This window comes from Syntrophomonas wolfei subsp. wolfei str. Goettingen G311, from assembly GCF_000014725.1.
Lineage (GTDB): Bacteria > Bacillota > Syntrophomonadia > Syntrophomonadales > Syntrophomonadaceae > Syntrophomonas > Syntrophomonas wolfei.
The window spans coordinates 1287736-1303414 of the sequence record NC_008346.1; the positions used below are offsets into that span (position 1 = coordinate 1287736).

The following is a 15679-nucleotide window of genomic DNA, read 5'->3' on the forward strand; positions in this document are numbered from 1 at the left end:
TTATGGAGCAGCTTTTTGAATTGGCCAGTGATCTGGTACACCTGAAATTTAGTTTATCCAGTAACAAAGGACCAAAAAAACCTCCAGGTCAGGAAATCTCTGGCCGTCTGGTTATTACCGCCCACCGGGCAGGTCTTACCTGGCAAAAAATATGGCGTCAGGGTGTACCCCCAAAGCTGGCAAATTGCCCGCAACAATATGCCGGGCCCTGTCTTTTTGAAGAAACTAATTATAAGCTATATGCTCGGTCCCAGCCTGGTCATAAACTGGATATAGTGCACCGTGATCCGGTTATAATTAGAGATTTGGATTATGACGATGTTCATTCCACAGTTTATGGATATATTAACTTCGGTTCTCAGGCAGGTTACAGCGAATTTACGATACTGCTTGATGATAAACCGGAGTTTTCATTTCAGGTCGAGGTTTTCCCCAGCAAGTTGGACTATGCCAGTGATTATGAGGAAATACTGGCATCGGTACAGGATATGATGACAGGTTTGGCCATGGAGTACCTGCGCTCAACCTACCAAATGGGTACCACTACCCCCTCCCCGTCTACTAATTTAGAATGGTTTGTTCTCTTACGGGGTATTATAGACGATTTGGAAAGGGCCTTAAACTTTATTGCCAGTAAACCGGTAAGGGGATTGCAAAGAGAGCAGATGCCGGTAAGGGTGGAAAAGATAAAGCATATTAATGGACGGGTTTTGGCTGCAGTAAGGAAAGGTTCGGGCCGGGGTGGTTTTGTTCAGACAAGAAGTAACATACCGCTTCGCCAGTATATTTATGAAGACCGTCCTCGGAGTACCCTGAATACTATGGAACATCGCTGGTTATCGCGGCAGCTGCAGCTTATTCGACAGCGATTAAATCGCTTACGTCTGGAAGAACGTCAGTGGGAAATAACTCCCCGGCGCCGTACGGCTTTGCAGGAATTAGAGGACATGGAAAAGCGGGTGCTGCGTCTACAAGGTTTGGAACCGCTGGCCGTTGCCAATGGGGAAATTCTGGCAGGTTTTGTTTCGCTGCAGTTATTAGGGTCACCCGGCTATCGGGAAGCTTATACCAACTGCCTGGCTCTAGCGCTGGGTCTGCGGATTGAAGGGGGTCCCTTACAGTTATCAGTTAAAGATTTGAATTTATTATACGAGTACTGGTGCTATCTATCTCTGCTTCGTATAATTGGGGAGGAAACCGGGCAGCAAATCCCGGTAAAAGAGCTGTTTGCGGTTAAACAGATGGGCCTGCGGGTTTTACTTAACCGGGGGAGGGAACAGCGGGTGTGTTTTGCATCCGGTGGAGACCGGCGTATAACAGCTACCTATAACCCCAGTTTTCAGGGAGAAGCGATGCTTATTCCCCAGCGTCCGGATATGGTGATTACCCTGGAAAATGAGGCCTGGCCAGCCATGCATTTAGTTCTTGATGCCAAGTACAGGTTGGATGCTTCTGATGAATACATACAGCGATATAATTCCCAGGGTCCTCCAGAAGATGCTCTCAATGCTATGCACCGGTATCGCGATGCGATCCTGGAATTTCAAAACCGTAGTGGTGAAAAACCGGTGCAACGGAGAACCGTGGTACAGGCAGCAGCCGTATTTCCCGGAGGTAGAACGGAAGATACTTTTTTTAATAGTAAGCTGTGGAAAGCCCTAAAACATATTGGAGTAGGTGCTTTACCTTTTTTACCAGGTAACACGGAATATGTTAGAGAGTGGTTGCGCAGCAGCTTGAAAATGGGTGGTTTCAGTATTGCCCAATATACTTTGCCCCACAGTATATACGAACGAGCCCGGGATTGGCGTTTATCTGCAGCCGAACCTGTAGTTTTAGGTACCTTAAGTGCCGGCAATCAGGCCCAGCATTTACAATGGATTATTGAAGAGCGGCTCTATTACATGCCGGTGTTAAAGACCCAGCTGCGCCAATACGCCACCAAATGGGTGGCGATATACTCGCCCCTGGAAATACGCCGGCCCGGTGCAGTAACTCATTATGCCCCGGTTGAAAGCATTGACATTGTTAAAAGAAAGGAAATACTAACCCCCTGGAGTCCAAAACGGGATTTAGAAGAGCTTCAGGTACTTTTTAAATTAGGTGAGGTAATCGAAAAGAAACCCCCGGTAAGCAATATCAGTGGATATAGTTTCACTCAACACCGCTGGACCAGCCGGTTGGGCCTGGAGCGTGCCCGCAATCTTGAAGAACTGCTGTTGGAAACGGAGCCAGAATGGAGATTATTTGAGGATTTAAGTGCTCTTGGTTCCAAGTTTACCCTTGATCCCAGCGAACCGATTCGTCTGTTGGATAAAGACAACCCTTACGGACGAGTCTGGTTTCGTCTGGAAGACGGCTTCAGTATTCGTTATGCCGGAGCCTCGGGATATGCTATTAAGAAGGCCCCTGGCATTAAACCTCAGTATTTTGTTAATTATAATAAGCTTCTTACAGAAATAGAAAAACAACTTCGGTAACGGTCTCGGGAGTTATGAAAAATCCGGGAAAGTAATCTTGCCCGGTTGATACATACTGCCACCGGCGGTTGGTGGGTTCGCACCTGGTCTTCGATTTCCGCAGGTTCATTAGTAAATTTCTTATGCAATAATCTTATTAGCAAATCTGCCTGCCTTTTTACTCTACCCGTCATTCTTTTGGCCTCCTTTGCATCTATCCTGCCTATTTCCGCCTCCAATTGTTTCTCTTCTTCCTCGTTTAAATTAATAGGAAAAGTAAGGAGTAAGAGATGGGAGGTTAGCGTTTCCGGATTACGGTCTTTTTCCTGCCGTTCAAGCCTTCACCTCCGTACGCTCCGGCAGCAGGAGGCTGTAGACTACCGGGATTATGACCATAGTAAGAAGAGTGGCTACCAGCAGGCCGAAAATTATAGCAATAGCCAGGGGAACAAAGAGACTGCTGCCGGACAAAGCCAGGGGTACCAGACCTATGGTAGCGGTCACCGCGCTGAGGATAATAGGGCGAAATCTTCTTTCAACGGCATCTTCACAGGCCTTTTCCACAGCCAATCCCCGCTCCCGAGCATCATTTATGAAAGCGATGAGCAATATAGCGTTGCGGATTACCAATCCGGTAAGGCTCACCATGCCAATAAAGGCCATAAAAGAAAGAGGCTGGCGGAAAAGCAAAAGTCCCAGTATCGAGCCAATCAAAGCCAGGGGGATAGTCAGGAATATAACCAGTGGTTGGATGAAGGAATGGAACTGCAACACTAAGATGAAATAAATCAGGAAAAGAGCCAGAAGTGCTGCCCGGGTCAGGATACCAAAATTATCTTTGATTTGTTTATACTCGCCATCATAAAGGAGACTAACTCCCGGTAACTCGACAGAGGATAATTTGTCTTTTAGTTCTTTCTCTATTTCTACGGCACTATAGCCTGGTCTTATATCACTTCTTACTTTGATAGAGTTTTGGCCATCGTATTTATTGATACTGGATAATTGGGGTTTAACCTCGATGCCGACGATTTCTTTCAGGGGAACGCTACGCTTGGAATAAGCGGACTTGATGCTCAGGTTTTCCAGCTGCTGACGGGAATTTATATCCGAGCGTAACAGGATACTATATTGCTCCCCTTCCTGGCGTAATACCGAAGCCCGTCCTCCCTCCAGGGCCAAACTGGTCTGGCGTTGAATATCATAGTTGCTGATTCCCAGGCGGCTGGCTTTTTCAGCATCCGCCTCAACCAGCAATTGCTGTATTTCTTTTTCCCCATTATCTTCAACATTACGGGAACCAGGTATTTGTTTCAGTTTACTTTTAATCAGCTCAGCAGCCTGGCGCAGGTTTTCCCGCTGTTCTCCACTTATTCTTAGCTGTACCGGGGCTACCGGAAAGGCTTTTTCCAATAATTTCACCTTAATATTACCGGCACTAATCCGGCTGTCCAGCTTCTCCTGAAGGTAACTGGCCATTTCCTCGTTGTTTTGAAAACGGTCTCCCTGCTGTGGCCGGATGCGCAGCATAACCTGGGCAAAGTCCGGAGCTTGTGGGGAAACAGGCAGTGTTATATAGAACTTGGGCACAGCACTGCCGACGGAACTGGTATAAGCCAGCACTTCTCCTTCCCGGGAAAGAATATCTTCCACCTGTAGCAGCAGTTCTTCGGTCCTGACTCGGGTAGAGCCGGCCGGGGCATTAATATCAATGTATAGCAGGTCTTTGTCTGCTGAAGGGAAGAACTGCAGGCCCATAAAAGTAAGAGCATATACCGCCAGGCTAAAAATAAGCAGGGAAGAAATAATAGCGGTCCTTTTTCTAGCCATACTCTCATGCAATAAATAAGCAAAAAATCTTCTTAGCCAATCATCTTTACGATGCTGGCTGGGAGTAAAAAACCGGTAGGCCATAGCCGGGGTAATAAACATAGCTACCACATATGAAGCCAGCAGTGATATTAAGACAATCTGGGGAAGACTTTGGAGGAATTCCCCCGGTGCGCCGGGAAGAACAAAGATAGGAGAAAAGGCAATAATAATCACCAGGGTGGCGGTGAGAATGGGTATGGCTGCCTGTTTAAGTCCCTGCAGGCAGGCTTCCATCCGCTTAAGGCCTTTATCCAAGCCAACCTGGATGGCATCTACCATTACGATAGCATCATCTACCAGTATGCCCAGAACAATAATCAAGGCGGCAATCGATATTTCTTGCACCTTAATTCCCAACAGGTACATGGCCATAAAGCTGAGCATAATGGAAAGAGGAATAGCAGTAGAGGCTACCAGGGCATTTTTCCATCCCATTCCCAGCAGCACTACGATTATTACCAGAATTATGCCTTCCAGCAAATTGCGTAAGAAGCGATAGAGGTTTTTATTTACTTCATCAGGCTGAAATAAGACCTGGTCTACCAGCAGGTCATGGGGAGCTTCACTTTTTAGCTTATCCAGCTCATCCCGGAGCTTTTTTCCTACCAGGAGGATGTTCTCTTCCGCCTCAAAATAGCCGGTTAACAGGAGAGCCGATTGACCGTTGTACCGGGCCAGGGGACGGTCGGGCTCTAATTCCCAGCGGATATTGGCAATGTCTTTTAGTCTTTGGCTGATCCCGTCTGGTGAAACCCCTATAATAGTGTTTTCAATATCGTCCAGGGAATTATACCAACCAGGAATCCTGACATTAGTCTTAATGCCTTCTTCTACAATGGCTCCGGGTGGAATGACTACATTTTGGGCTTGCAGGATATTAAATATTTCCTCCAGGGACAGGCCGCTCGCGGCCAGGCGAGTATGGTCGATTTCTACCTCTATCCGTTTTTTTTCTTCCCCAAAGATTTCAAACCGGGCTATACCCTCTACTTGCTCCAGCCTTTTTTTGAACTTCTCGGCCACAACCGCTAATTCTTCCGGATTATAATGTTGTCCGGAGAGACTAACAATAATTCCCGCAGTTTCCGCCAAATCGGTATTAAGCTGAATAGGCAGGCATTCCGGGGGCAGCTCTCTTTGCGTATCACTTAAAATCCGGCGCAATTCATTCCAAGATTCTTCCACCGGAGCATCATTTTGCAGCTGCAGCAGCACTACAGAAATACTATTTCTACTATAAGATTCACTGAAATCATAGCCAGGCAGCTTGCGAATATTGCTCTCAATTACCCGGGTTACCATTCTTTCTACTTCCTGTGGTGAGGCTCCGGGATATATGTTGCTGATCATGGCTACCGGGGCGGAAACCTCCGGGCTCTCCTGTTTAGGCAGGAGGTAATAGCTGTAAAGGCCCAGAACCAGGCTGAGAATAATAAAAATCGTAATAAAGCGGCTGCTGGCAATTATTTTAGATAAAATCCCTCGAATCATAATTCACCCTCAATCAATAAGAGGCTATTTTCTATTAATATGGCCTTATTCCTTATTGCTGATGCGAGGGAAAATAATAAGCATCCCGGATATTGAATAGCAGAATTCACATAATGCAAGCTTCAATATTTTGAACCTCTTTATCCTTTGCTTGCTGACTAGTTAAAGTTTGTGCCAGTTACTTAAGAAAAGGGAGACTTGACTAGAATTCCACCATACTTATAATAATTCCTCCTGCTAGTGAACATCCTATAACCAGGCTAAACTGCTTAAAATTCTCTATGCTATAAAATAAACACGCAGGAGGAATGAAAATGCGTATTAGTGACCCAAATAAATTGGCCGGAAAGATAATGGAAATAAAGGAAGGCTCGGATTTTACGGAAGTTATTGTGGATATAGGTGACTTTGCTGTTACTGCGTCGCTGACGTCCTCAGCCTACCAGGATTTACGCTTGAAAAAAGGTGACGAGGTTTTTACTATGTTTAATTCTACTGAGGTCACCTTGATAAAGGATTCCAAAAGGAATGAAGACTAATGGGCGAGATAAAGATGATTGAGATTCAACAATAAAATAGCATGGAAAAGAAAGCGTGGAAAACTCTTAAATATTCTTAAAGTATTCCTGTATTATGAAGTAGCTCTCTTTTAAGCGTTCACTATATGCGGGTAGCTCCCATTGTTCCCATTTGTAAAGATCGCTGCTAAGCAAATCTATAACTTGCTGATTATCAAAATCATAATACAGGGCCGATATGATTATGCCGTCAGTTTTTTGGGTTCCCAGGATATCTCGACCGGCTTCTTCGGCAGGGTTGCTATCATTTAGCACCATAAGACTGGATGGATCGCTAAAGTTTAACCGGCCCCAGGGTAAACGAATATAAAGGGTACTATCGGCAAAATACCAGTGATTATAGGAGTTGGAGTCAAAAGTACCGTAATTAAGCTGGCTGGCATTTTCGTAGAGGGCAGCAATGGGATTGCCATTTTTATCGACTCTAGCCTGGTTTATTAGCGGTCTTATCTCTTCAAATAAACCTTGCGAACTGGCATAAGAAGAAAAACGATTTTGCGAAGCATTATAGCCCGGGTGCACCAACATTCTGGCGCTTTGTGGCCCGCTGAAATCCAAAAGGAATTCCATACCACTGGGAGCAGAAATATTAATAGCAGGGTCAAATCTGAATTCGCCTTTCTCACGGTCGTAGGTGTCCAGAGCAATCAGCAGTTTTTGTTTGCTAAAATCCGGTTTCTTAAATAAATCGAGCTTCAAGTAGAGAAAACGAGCATCATAGTTTAGTATAATGCTTTTAATTTGACCATTACCTCTTTTGGTAACGGGCGGAGCATTATTGCTTTGGGGTTCTATCGCCAGCAAGCCATAGTTTTGTTCAGGATCAATAGCGTTATGCCAGAGAACATGTCGCTCGTAGGGTATCATAAAGGGCTCGGTCGTCCAGGTCTTCTTGGCCCATTCATCGCGCCATTCGAATATTACAGCTCCAGCATAGCCTTCTCTTTTAATGGCCTGCATCATTCTCACTATGCCCTTACCCTGTTGCTCTTCGGTAAGTCCTCCATGGTTTAAGCCATCCGGGCTAAGGTGTGCTGTACCCATACCGGTTGCTAGGCCGAATTCGGCTACCAGAGCGGGATATTTATTGTGTCCTTCCATAAATTCCTGCAAGTAGCCCCCGTACCTTAATCTTCCCTGTTCGTCCTGATAATCGTTATATTTGTTCTCATTATTCATAAAATCGGGATAATTCGGATATATGTGATAAGCTCCAAAAAAACCTGCTTTCATTTTGGGTTCACAGTTAATATTATTAATATCTATTGATACCTTGTCATTATACTCTAACGATTTTTTCCCTAGTTTATTCCATTCCGAATTATGCTCTTTTACATCCAGGGTAGGCCAACTTACTATGGCTACAGGGTGCAAAGAGGCATAGTGTTCTTCCTCATATTTAGCTAGATAATCACAATTCATAGCCAACCAGGCCTCAGAAGGACTGGCAGCTGCTGTTGTAGAAAAATATTCTCCTTTATAAGTAAAACCAGAATTTTTATGGTTGGTGGTGATAACTTCATCCGGCTCCAGTTCTCTCCCTACCAGATAAGCCAAAAGATATTTGGAAATATCACTGGTATAAATCCCGTAGGCTCGGCCTTTTCGCGGGGCTATATAAGCCTGACCATGAATTGCATCTACCCCGTACTCTATTTCCTGGAAGTAAGCTTCTACATAATCCTTTTCTAAATAATCCTCGCCTGCGGGATTTTCTTCTGGCCAAATTTCCTGTAGGAGCCACAGAGGAGTGTTGGGGTGACTATCATTATAGGCTTTTAAAGCATTATAGAATTCTGGGGGCAGCAGAGTATAGATGCGTATACAATTAGCATTCATCTGCCCGATCTTTTCCAAGCAGTTTAAATAGATTTTTTCATCATTCGGAAACTCGGTAAACCACTTGCCAGGAAGGGCCGTGCCGATATTTACTCCTTTAACAAAAAAAGGCTGCCATTTACCATTTTCGAGAACTTGCAGAGTAGTTTGATTGGTTTTTGCATAAATTCGGGTGGCCTGGGTTTTGTTTATAGCCAGTTTTATCTGGTCTATAATCCGTGTGTTTAACAGCGTCGGGCTTTTATGAAGCCAATATAAAACCGGACCTGACAGGAGAAATAGTAGAGCCAGAATTAATGCAAATATTGAAAAATTTAGTAAAATGATAGACCATTTTTTCTGCATACTATTTCATCCTTCAACTAATAATGAGTCCAAAGGAAAGCTAGATTCTAATTGTTACGATGGGGATAGTTAAAAGTTTTACCCTGCCAGGTACTAATTATAACTTCATTTTCATTAATATCCAGTACATATTCCGGGTTAACTGGAGTTTTACCGTAACCTCCTGGTGCGTTGATAACATAAGTGGGGATGGCCAGGCCAGAAGTATAGCCCCGTAAATGCTTCATAATATCCAGGCCGGTATTGACCGGGCTAATAAAATGGGTAGTTCCTTTTACCTCTTTGGCCTGGAATAAATAGTAGGGGCGAACCCGGATTTTCAGCAACTCCTGGTTAAGTTTTTTCATAACATGGACATTATCGTTGATTCCCTTTAGCAGAACAGCCTGGTTACCCAATACTACTCCTGCTTCAATAAGCCGATCACAGGCCTGTTTGGCTTCCGGAGTAACTTCCAGCGGTGAATTAAATTGGGTATTAATATATATGGGTGTATGCCTTTTTAGCACTGCACAAAGATTGGCGGTTATTCTTTGTGGAAGTGTTACCGGTGTCCTGGTACCAATACGCTTAATTTCAACATGTGAAATGGCATCGAGTTCTCCCAGTAACCAGTCAAGTGTACGATCGCTAAGCATTAGAGCATCCCCACCGGTAATAAGAACATCCCGTATTTCAGAATTGTTTTTAATGTACTGCAGGGCAGCTTCCAGGTCTTTATGGGCGGCATGGTTATCAGTTTCACCGAAATTTCTACGGCGCTGACAATGGCGGCAGTACATAGCACATTGATTGGTAACATTGATTATAAGTCGGTCGGGATAACGACGTGTAATACGGGGAGCAGGACTACTCATCTCTTCTCCCATGGGGTCATCCTCACCCTTACATTCTATTATTTCATGCAGACTGGGGACAGACTGCTTGTAAATGGGTGACGCCGCGTAATTTTCAAAATCGATTAAACTAAGATAATAGGGAGAAATAGCCCAGCGGACTTTTTTGGAAACCCTTTTAATTGTCTGCACTTCGAATTCATTTAAGCCCAGAATGGAAGCCAGCACATTTCCATCATTGATGCGATTCCTCATTTGCCAGGCCCAATTATCCCAATCATTCTCGCTGACCTCAAAGTATTTCAGGATATGTTCCTTATTGTGCAGATTACGTTCATGTAATCGCATTCCCGTTTCAATAGTAGATTCGATATCAAGATAGTCAGAAATTTCCTGTTTGAGCTCATCCGCCCTACGTAAAGATACTTCGCGTTTCATCTCCCGAATTTCTTCGTTTATCAAATCTTCTCTTAACAACAAAATCCCTCCTTGTTTTCATTTTTTTGGAAACGAAGAGGGTGTATTACCTGTTCGGTTATAAATACTATACCCTCCCCCAAAAGCCTGCGAGGTTAGCTGACGGATTCGGGCAAGGGGATTGCCCTACCAGCAAAAGCCGGATTCACCCCAAAATTGGTTCCCCCGTTCCAGTTATTTAACTGGATTCGGCATGAATCTAATGAATCTATAAGATATCTTATCAATATTATTATAATACATATTACGTATAGGGCAAATACATCAAAAAACAATTATTATTTACCTTCACCTATCTTTTTTGAAAGAAATCGATGCAATTACCGTTATATAGCAATTAGCCCGTAGAATAAAGTAATATTGATATCTGGAGTGAAAAGCATTGGTTTTCTTCCAGCTCTTATCCCCCAGTAGCAAGTCATTTTATCCCCCGAGGAATAAATTTCGCTTAAAGCATAGAAGCTAAACTAAAGAAGCCCGGAAAGGGGAGTCGTTTATGAAAACACTTTGGAAAGGTGCGGTTAGTTTCGGCCTGGTTAATATTCCGGTAGCTATGTACTCGGCAACGGAGAACAAGGATCTGAAATTCCATTACCTGCATCAAGAATGTATGGCGCCGGTTAACTATAAAAAGGTTTGTTCAAAATGCAATAAGGAAATCAAAGCAGAAGAGATAGTCAAGGGCTACGAGTTTCAGAAAGGAAACTACGTTATCATCAGTGAAGAAGACCTGGCTCGCATCCCTCAGGAAAACACTAAAACCATTGATATATTGGATTTTATAAAATTAGAACAATTGGACCCGGTTTATTTTGATAAAAGCTATTACCTGGAGCCTGCTTCAGGTGGGGACAAAGCTTATACACTCATAGTTGAAGCCATGAAAAAGACAGGAAAAATTGCCCTGGCCAAAATTATGATACGCTCAAAACAATCATTGGCGGCACTGCGGGTGAGGGATGAGCACTTAATTATGGAAACCATCTTCTATCCGGATGAGATTAGATCTCCTGCTTCATTGGGGAAGGGGATTGGGGTAGAGAAGCTGCATGAGAAAGAGATAAAAATGGCGGTTAGTCTGATTGAGAATCTATCCATCGATTTCGACCCGGCAAGATATCAGGACGATTATCGTCAAGCCCTCTGGGAGATGATTGAGGCTAAAATTGCCGGAGAGGAATTTGTTAGCCCGGCCCCGGAACGGCAAGCCGGTAATGTAGTGGACCTAATGGAAGCTCTAAAGGCCAGTGTTAAGCTGGCCGAAGAGAACAAGAATGAGGGGAAGAAAAAAGGCGGCCCGAAGAAAGCGGCTAAAACCGGAAGTTAGCGATGGAAATATTCTTGCGAGAAATCCGCAGTATGGACCCGATAAATTGCGAGCAAGCTTTTGACAGCGATGATTTTCTTTATCAGGTGAAATGGGATGGGGTGCGGATGCTGGTTGCTGTTGCGGGAGAACAAGTTAGCCTGCTCAACAAAAGGGGAAACCTGCGTAGCAGGCAGTATCCTGAATTACAGAATCTGCCCAATTTGATCAGGGCCAGTACTGCGGTATTGGATGGAGAAATTGTGGTGCTCCGTGAGGGTAAACCCAGCTTTCCAGCGGTGATGCAAAGAGATAACTGTCGGAATCCAATGAAGATTCAACATTTAAGTAAAACTTTGGCCATTTCCTATATGGTTTTCGATCTTCTTTATCTTAATGGTAGAGATTTAAGGTCAGCAAGCTTGGTAGACCGCCTCTCTCAACTGGCGGAACTCTTTGATAATCAAGGTTGCCTTTACCTGGTGGAGAGTTTTTCTCAGGGAACTATCCTCTTTGATTCGGTTCAGAGGGCGGGCCTGGAGGGAATAGTAGCCAAAAAAAAGAACAGTTTCTACCGCCCGGGAAAACAACATGATGATTGGTTTAAAATCAAATGTCGTTGCAGCCAGGCTTGTCTGGTCGGCGGTTATACTTTGCGAGGGAAGCAAGTAAATGCTCTGTTGTTGGGTGTTATGCGTGACGGAAGCTTAAGTTTTGCCGGTAAAGCCAGCAATGGCCTGGATGCAGAGCAATTGCAAATACTGTCTGAGACCTTGCCCCGACTGGAAGTAAAGGATTCTCCTTTTCTCGAGCCGACCCCGGCAGGTTCACATTATATTACACCTCAATTGGCAGTAGAGGTTGAATATCTAGAGTGGACAGATTCTTTACACCTTCGCTTTCCGGTGATAAAGTCCTTCATAAAAAATACGGAAGCTGACTATAGCGTTTAAAAAGTGAGGCGTGAGGGGTAAGGAGTAGGTTAAGGTTGTTTCCAACTACATCTTATCCTTCAAGCTACTGCTAATTTACTTACTCGTAGGGTGCTTAAGACATGGGGGTTATTAAGAAAATAGGGATTAGGCATAGAAGGAGGAATTTCTAAAGTTGTCAACAACCCCGTCCCCTCTGTCAACGCAGTGGTAACGATTAGAGTTGGGAGTATGGGGACTAAAAAAGAAAGGAATAAAAGCATGGGCGAATCAGCAACGATAGCTATGGCGGGAAGAGAGATTAAGCTTACTAATCTGGACCGGGTTCTTTGGCCGGAAGACGGCTATTGCAAAAGAGATTTAGTGGAATACTATACTGCGATTTTTCCCTATATGCTTCCTCATCTAAGCGAGCGTCCGCTGGTCTTCACCCGCTATCCGCGGGGAATTGGAGAAAAATCATTTTATCAAAAAAACGCCCCGGAAGGCCTTCCGCAGTGGATAAAAACTTTTACCTGGGCTGGCAGTGATGGCGATAGCAAAAACTATGTCCTGGTGCAGCAAACGGTAGATCTTATGTGGCTGGCCAATCTCGCCTGCATTGAAATTCATCCCTGGTTATCGCAAATCAATAGTATTGAATATCCCGATTTTATAGTATTTGACCTGGACCCTTCAGAGCAGAGTACCTTTGAGCAAGTTATTAGCGTGGCCCGCCTGCTGCATGAATTAATGGATAGTCTAAGTCTCCGGGTGTATCCCAAAACTTCAGGGGCAAAAGGGCTTCACCTTTACCTCCCCATAGCCGAGGGTTTTACCTATAGTCAAATACGCCGTGTGGCCCAGGCGATGGCGGAGATGGTTTGCCAGGTGATCCCTGATATAGCTACCACCGAAAGAGCTCTAAAACATCGGGGGCCTCGGGTTTACCTGGATTACCTGCAAAACGGCCTGGGTAAAACTGTCTGCGCTGCTTACAGCGTTCGTCCTCATAAGGGGGCCCCCTGTTCCACCCCTATTGAGTGGCAGGAACTTGAGTCCATAAGACCGGATCAATTTACGATTAAAACCTTACCGGAGCGACTTCAGCAGGTAGGAGATTTATTCGCTGATGTTCTAAACGACCGCCAGGATCTAAAAAAAGCCATGGCAACATTGGGGGTTTCCAGGTAAAATTTTGGATTATTAACTGCCTCTAATTACACAAATGACACCGATATCGTTAGCTTAAAAACTTTTGTCAAAATAAAAAAGCACTTCCAATAAATCCTTGAAAGTGCCATTTTTCCTAATGGTACGCCCGAGAGGAATCGAACCTCCGCTCCCGGCTCCGGAGGCCGGTGCTCTATCCACTGAGCTACGGGCGCATAATTATTGCATAGCAATTATAGCAGAATATTATCGGCAGGTCAAAAACTACTCCAGATATTCGCCAACTGCTTTTGAAATAGGGGTGTAGATGCTTTTTACGCAGCATGGACTCCAGGATGGAAGTGTTGTTTCGAGTAGTTGAAGAACCCAAAAACAATCCCATCAAAAACAGAATGCCCTGTATTTCCTATCAATGCGGGCAGCAGAATCTAATTCAGGGATTCAGATTCCGTGCTTCTTGCTGGCTCGCGTTCCAGCAGGGAAAGCAAAAAAGCCAGGATACTTATTATCGCAGCTATTCTGTAAACAGCATGGGCGGCTCCGGCATAGGCGGCAATATAGCTGTTTTTTTGCTGGTAAAGGCTGAGGAAGTAAGCAAAAGTGCTTACTGAGGCGGCAACACCCAGGGAGAAGGAAAAGTTTCTGACTGTAGCCATGAATCCGCCAGCATAGCCAGCTTTTTCACGCGGAATGGACCCCAGGATGGAGCTGCTGTTGGGGGAACCAAAGGACCCCATACCAACTCCCATCAACAGCAGACTTCCGGCAATTTTTAACAGGCCACTCTCTTGCTCCAAAGTAGATAATAGTAGGTAGGCAGAGGTCATAAAGAGAAAAGACAGGGGGGTAATCCTTCTATTGCCGATGCGGTCGGAAAGAGCCCCGGCGAGGGGAGCGGTTATGGCCATGGTAACCGGTGGTATGGTCATAATCAAACCGGAAAAGGCCGGGGGGTAATGCAAGAGGTTTTCCAGAAAAAACGGCATAAGGAAAAAAACCGAGGTCTGGGCACTGTAAGCGGCGAAGGCCATAAGGTTGCCATGAGTAAAGTTCTTTATCTTAAACAGTTCTAAATCCAATACGGCTTCAGATATTCTTTTTTCAAAAAGGTAGAACAAGAGCATAATTAAAAGCCCCAGGCTGAATAGTTTCCATTCAATACCATGGCTTCCGGAGAAGGAAAGCAGCAGCAAGATAGTTGATAGGGCAAATAGCAGCAATCCCCCCAGGTCGTGCTTCTTCTGGGCAAGGCTTTTTGCTTGCTGGGGCAAATACCTCATGCCCAGGTAAAAGGCCAGGATTCCGATGGGGACATTGATAAGAAATATCACCGGCCAACTAAAGTTGCCTATTAGAATTCCCCCTAAACTGGGGCCGGTCATATTCCCTACACCGACTATACTGCCGGTAATGCCCAGGGCTTTACCCCTCTCTCCGGGGGGAAAGGTATTGGAGACTATCCCGATTCCAGTTGCCATCATCATACTGGCCCCTATGGCCTGTATAACCCGAGCGGCTACTAAATAAGCCAGGGAAGGGGAGAGGCTGCATAATAAGGAACCTATGGTGAAAATAAGGAAACCGTAAGAGTATATTTTGCTACTACCCAGCATATCTCCCAGCTTGCCAAAGAAAAGCAGGGAAGTGGTGATTACAAGCATATAAGCTGTTACCACCCATTGAATCTCCCGCATGCTGACCGAAAGTTCCCGGGCAATAGTGGGATTGGCGATATTTAAAATACTACCATCGACCGTGGACATAAATATGCCGATGCAAATAATTATTAGCACACGCCATTTTTCTTCTAGCTTCATTGCTTTCCTTTCCGGGTAAACAATTTTCAAAACTATAGTAAGAAAAGTGAGGAGTTAGGAGTGAGGGGTTTAATTCATTTCCTACTACATCTTACTATTCAAGCACCTGCACTAGCTCACTTCATCAGTGGTTGTGACCCCGGCCATGGGGGGTTAGTACGTTAGTACGAAAATTAAACTTTTTGACGATGAAGGACGCTGACCGCAGATTGACGCTGATATACAAGGAAAAATATCTCTGTAAATCATATGGAATCTGCGTCAAAAAAATATTGGAATCACTTTACCTTATTTATATCAGTGATTGTGGCTCCCGGCTGGGGGTTAGTTAATTGGAATATACTGAACAATTGTGCTCATTATAACAGTTTCCAGGCTAGAAAATCACCAGTTAACAGCTTTCAGAATAAAATGAATGTATTGTAATACTGCTGAACTGGCAATTTTTGATAAGAGGGTGTGGCTCCGATTTTAGCTTTCTAAAAAAGAAGGAGTGGATGGCTATGACTCTTACCCAACTGGCATTAGCGGCAATTTTGACGGAAAAACTTTGGGAAAGCTTAAAGCTATAGAAG

10 protein-coding genes, 1 tRNA gene and 1 riboswitch are annotated in these 15679 nt (G+C 44.5%); of the genes, 5 read left to right on the forward strand and 6 right to left on the reverse strand.

What is annotated here, in order from left to right; translation table 11 throughout:
- Positions 1 to 2 precede the first annotated feature (2 nt).
- Positions 3 to 2480 (forward strand): restriction endonuclease-like protein, encoded by a 2478-nt coding sequence (locus SWOL_RS05710; protein WP_011640531.1) that lies wholly within the window; start codon positions 3 to 5, stop codon positions 2478 to 2480.
- Here SWOL_RS05710 and SWOL_RS05715 read toward each other — a convergent pair.
- Together SWOL_RS05715 and SWOL_RS05720 are read right to left on the reverse strand one after the other, a co-directional pair.
- The gene (locus SWOL_RS05715) at positions 2438 to 2653 is read right to left on the reverse strand and encodes a hypothetical protein (RefSeq protein ID WP_155814148.1); all 216 of its coding nucleotides are present in this window, start codon (positions 2651 to 2653) and stop codon (positions 2438 to 2440) included. The two genes, SWOL_RS05710 and SWOL_RS05715, sit on opposite strands and share 43 nt — an antisense overlap.
- Positions 2654 to 2792: 139 nt before the next feature.
- Positions 2793 to 5822 carry an efflux RND transporter permease subunit gene (locus SWOL_RS05720; RefSeq protein ID WP_011640532.1) on the reverse strand — a complete coding sequence of 1010 codons (3030 nt, stop codon included), beginning with the start codon at positions 5820 to 5822 and terminating at the stop codon, positions 2793 to 2795.
- A gap of 314 nt (positions 5823 to 6136) precedes the next feature.
- On the opposite strand from SWOL_RS05720, the gene SWOL_RS05725 reads away from it, so the two are divergent.
- Positions 6137 to 6361 carry a TOBE domain-containing protein gene (locus SWOL_RS05725; protein ID WP_011640533.1) on the forward strand — a complete coding sequence of 75 codons (225 nt, stop codon included), beginning with the start codon at positions 6137 to 6139 and terminating at the stop codon, positions 6359 to 6361.
- Between the two features lie 66 nt (positions 6362 to 6427).
- Here the strand turns inward: SWOL_RS05725 and SWOL_RS05730 are convergent, their stop codons facing one another.
- Positions 6428 to 8584, reverse strand: coding sequence for a hypothetical protein (locus SWOL_RS05730; protein WP_011640534.1), 2157 nt, complete (start codon positions 8582 to 8584; stop codon positions 6428 to 6430).
- A 47-nt stretch (positions 8585 to 8631) separates the two neighbouring features.
- Positions 8632 to 9858 carry a glutamate 2,3-aminomutase gene (gene eam / locus SWOL_RS05735; protein WP_049750163.1) on the reverse strand — a complete coding sequence of 409 codons (1227 nt, stop codon included), beginning with the start codon at positions 9856 to 9858 and terminating at the stop codon, positions 8632 to 8634.
- Between the two features lie 108 nt (positions 9859 to 9966).
- Positions 9967 to 10101, reverse strand: a riboswitch (cyclic di-AMP (ydaO/yuaA leader).
- A 292-nt stretch (positions 10102 to 10393) separates the two neighbouring features.
- Between eam and ku the strand changes: the two genes are divergently transcribed.
- The 3 genes from ku to ligD (SWOL_RS05750) all read left to right on the forward strand — a co-directional run bounded on the left by ku (position 10394) and on the right by ligD (SWOL_RS05750) (position 13308).
- On the forward strand, positions 10394 to 11224 hold the full coding sequence (ku, locus tag SWOL_RS05740) for a non-homologous end joining protein Ku (protein ID WP_011640536.1): 831 nt from the start codon (positions 10394 to 10396) through the stop codon (positions 11222 to 11224).
- 2 nt (positions 11225 to 11226) lie between these two features.
- Positions 11227 to 12156: a non-homologous end-joining DNA ligase gene (gene ligD, locus SWOL_RS05745; protein WP_011640537.1), complete on the forward strand. Its 930-nt coding sequence runs from the start codon at positions 11227 to 11229 to the stop codon at positions 12154 to 12156.
- 210 nt (positions 12157 to 12366) lie between these two features.
- Positions 12367 to 13308 carry a non-homologous end-joining DNA ligase gene (ligD, locus tag SWOL_RS05750; protein ID WP_049750105.1) on the forward strand — a complete coding sequence of 314 codons (942 nt, stop codon included), beginning with the start codon at positions 12367 to 12369 and terminating at the stop codon, positions 13306 to 13308.
- A 119-nt stretch (positions 13309 to 13427) separates the two neighbouring features.
- Here the strand turns inward: ligD (SWOL_RS05750) and SWOL_RS05755 are convergent.
- Positions 13428 to 13502, reverse strand: a tRNA-Arg gene (locus SWOL_RS05755).
- Positions 13503 to 13715: 213 nt separating this feature from the next.
- Positions 13716 to 15104, reverse strand: coding sequence for an MFS transporter (locus SWOL_RS05760; RefSeq protein WP_011640539.1), 1389 nt, complete (start codon positions 15102 to 15104; stop codon positions 13716 to 13718).
- Positions 15105 to 15679: the final 575 nt, after the last annotated feature.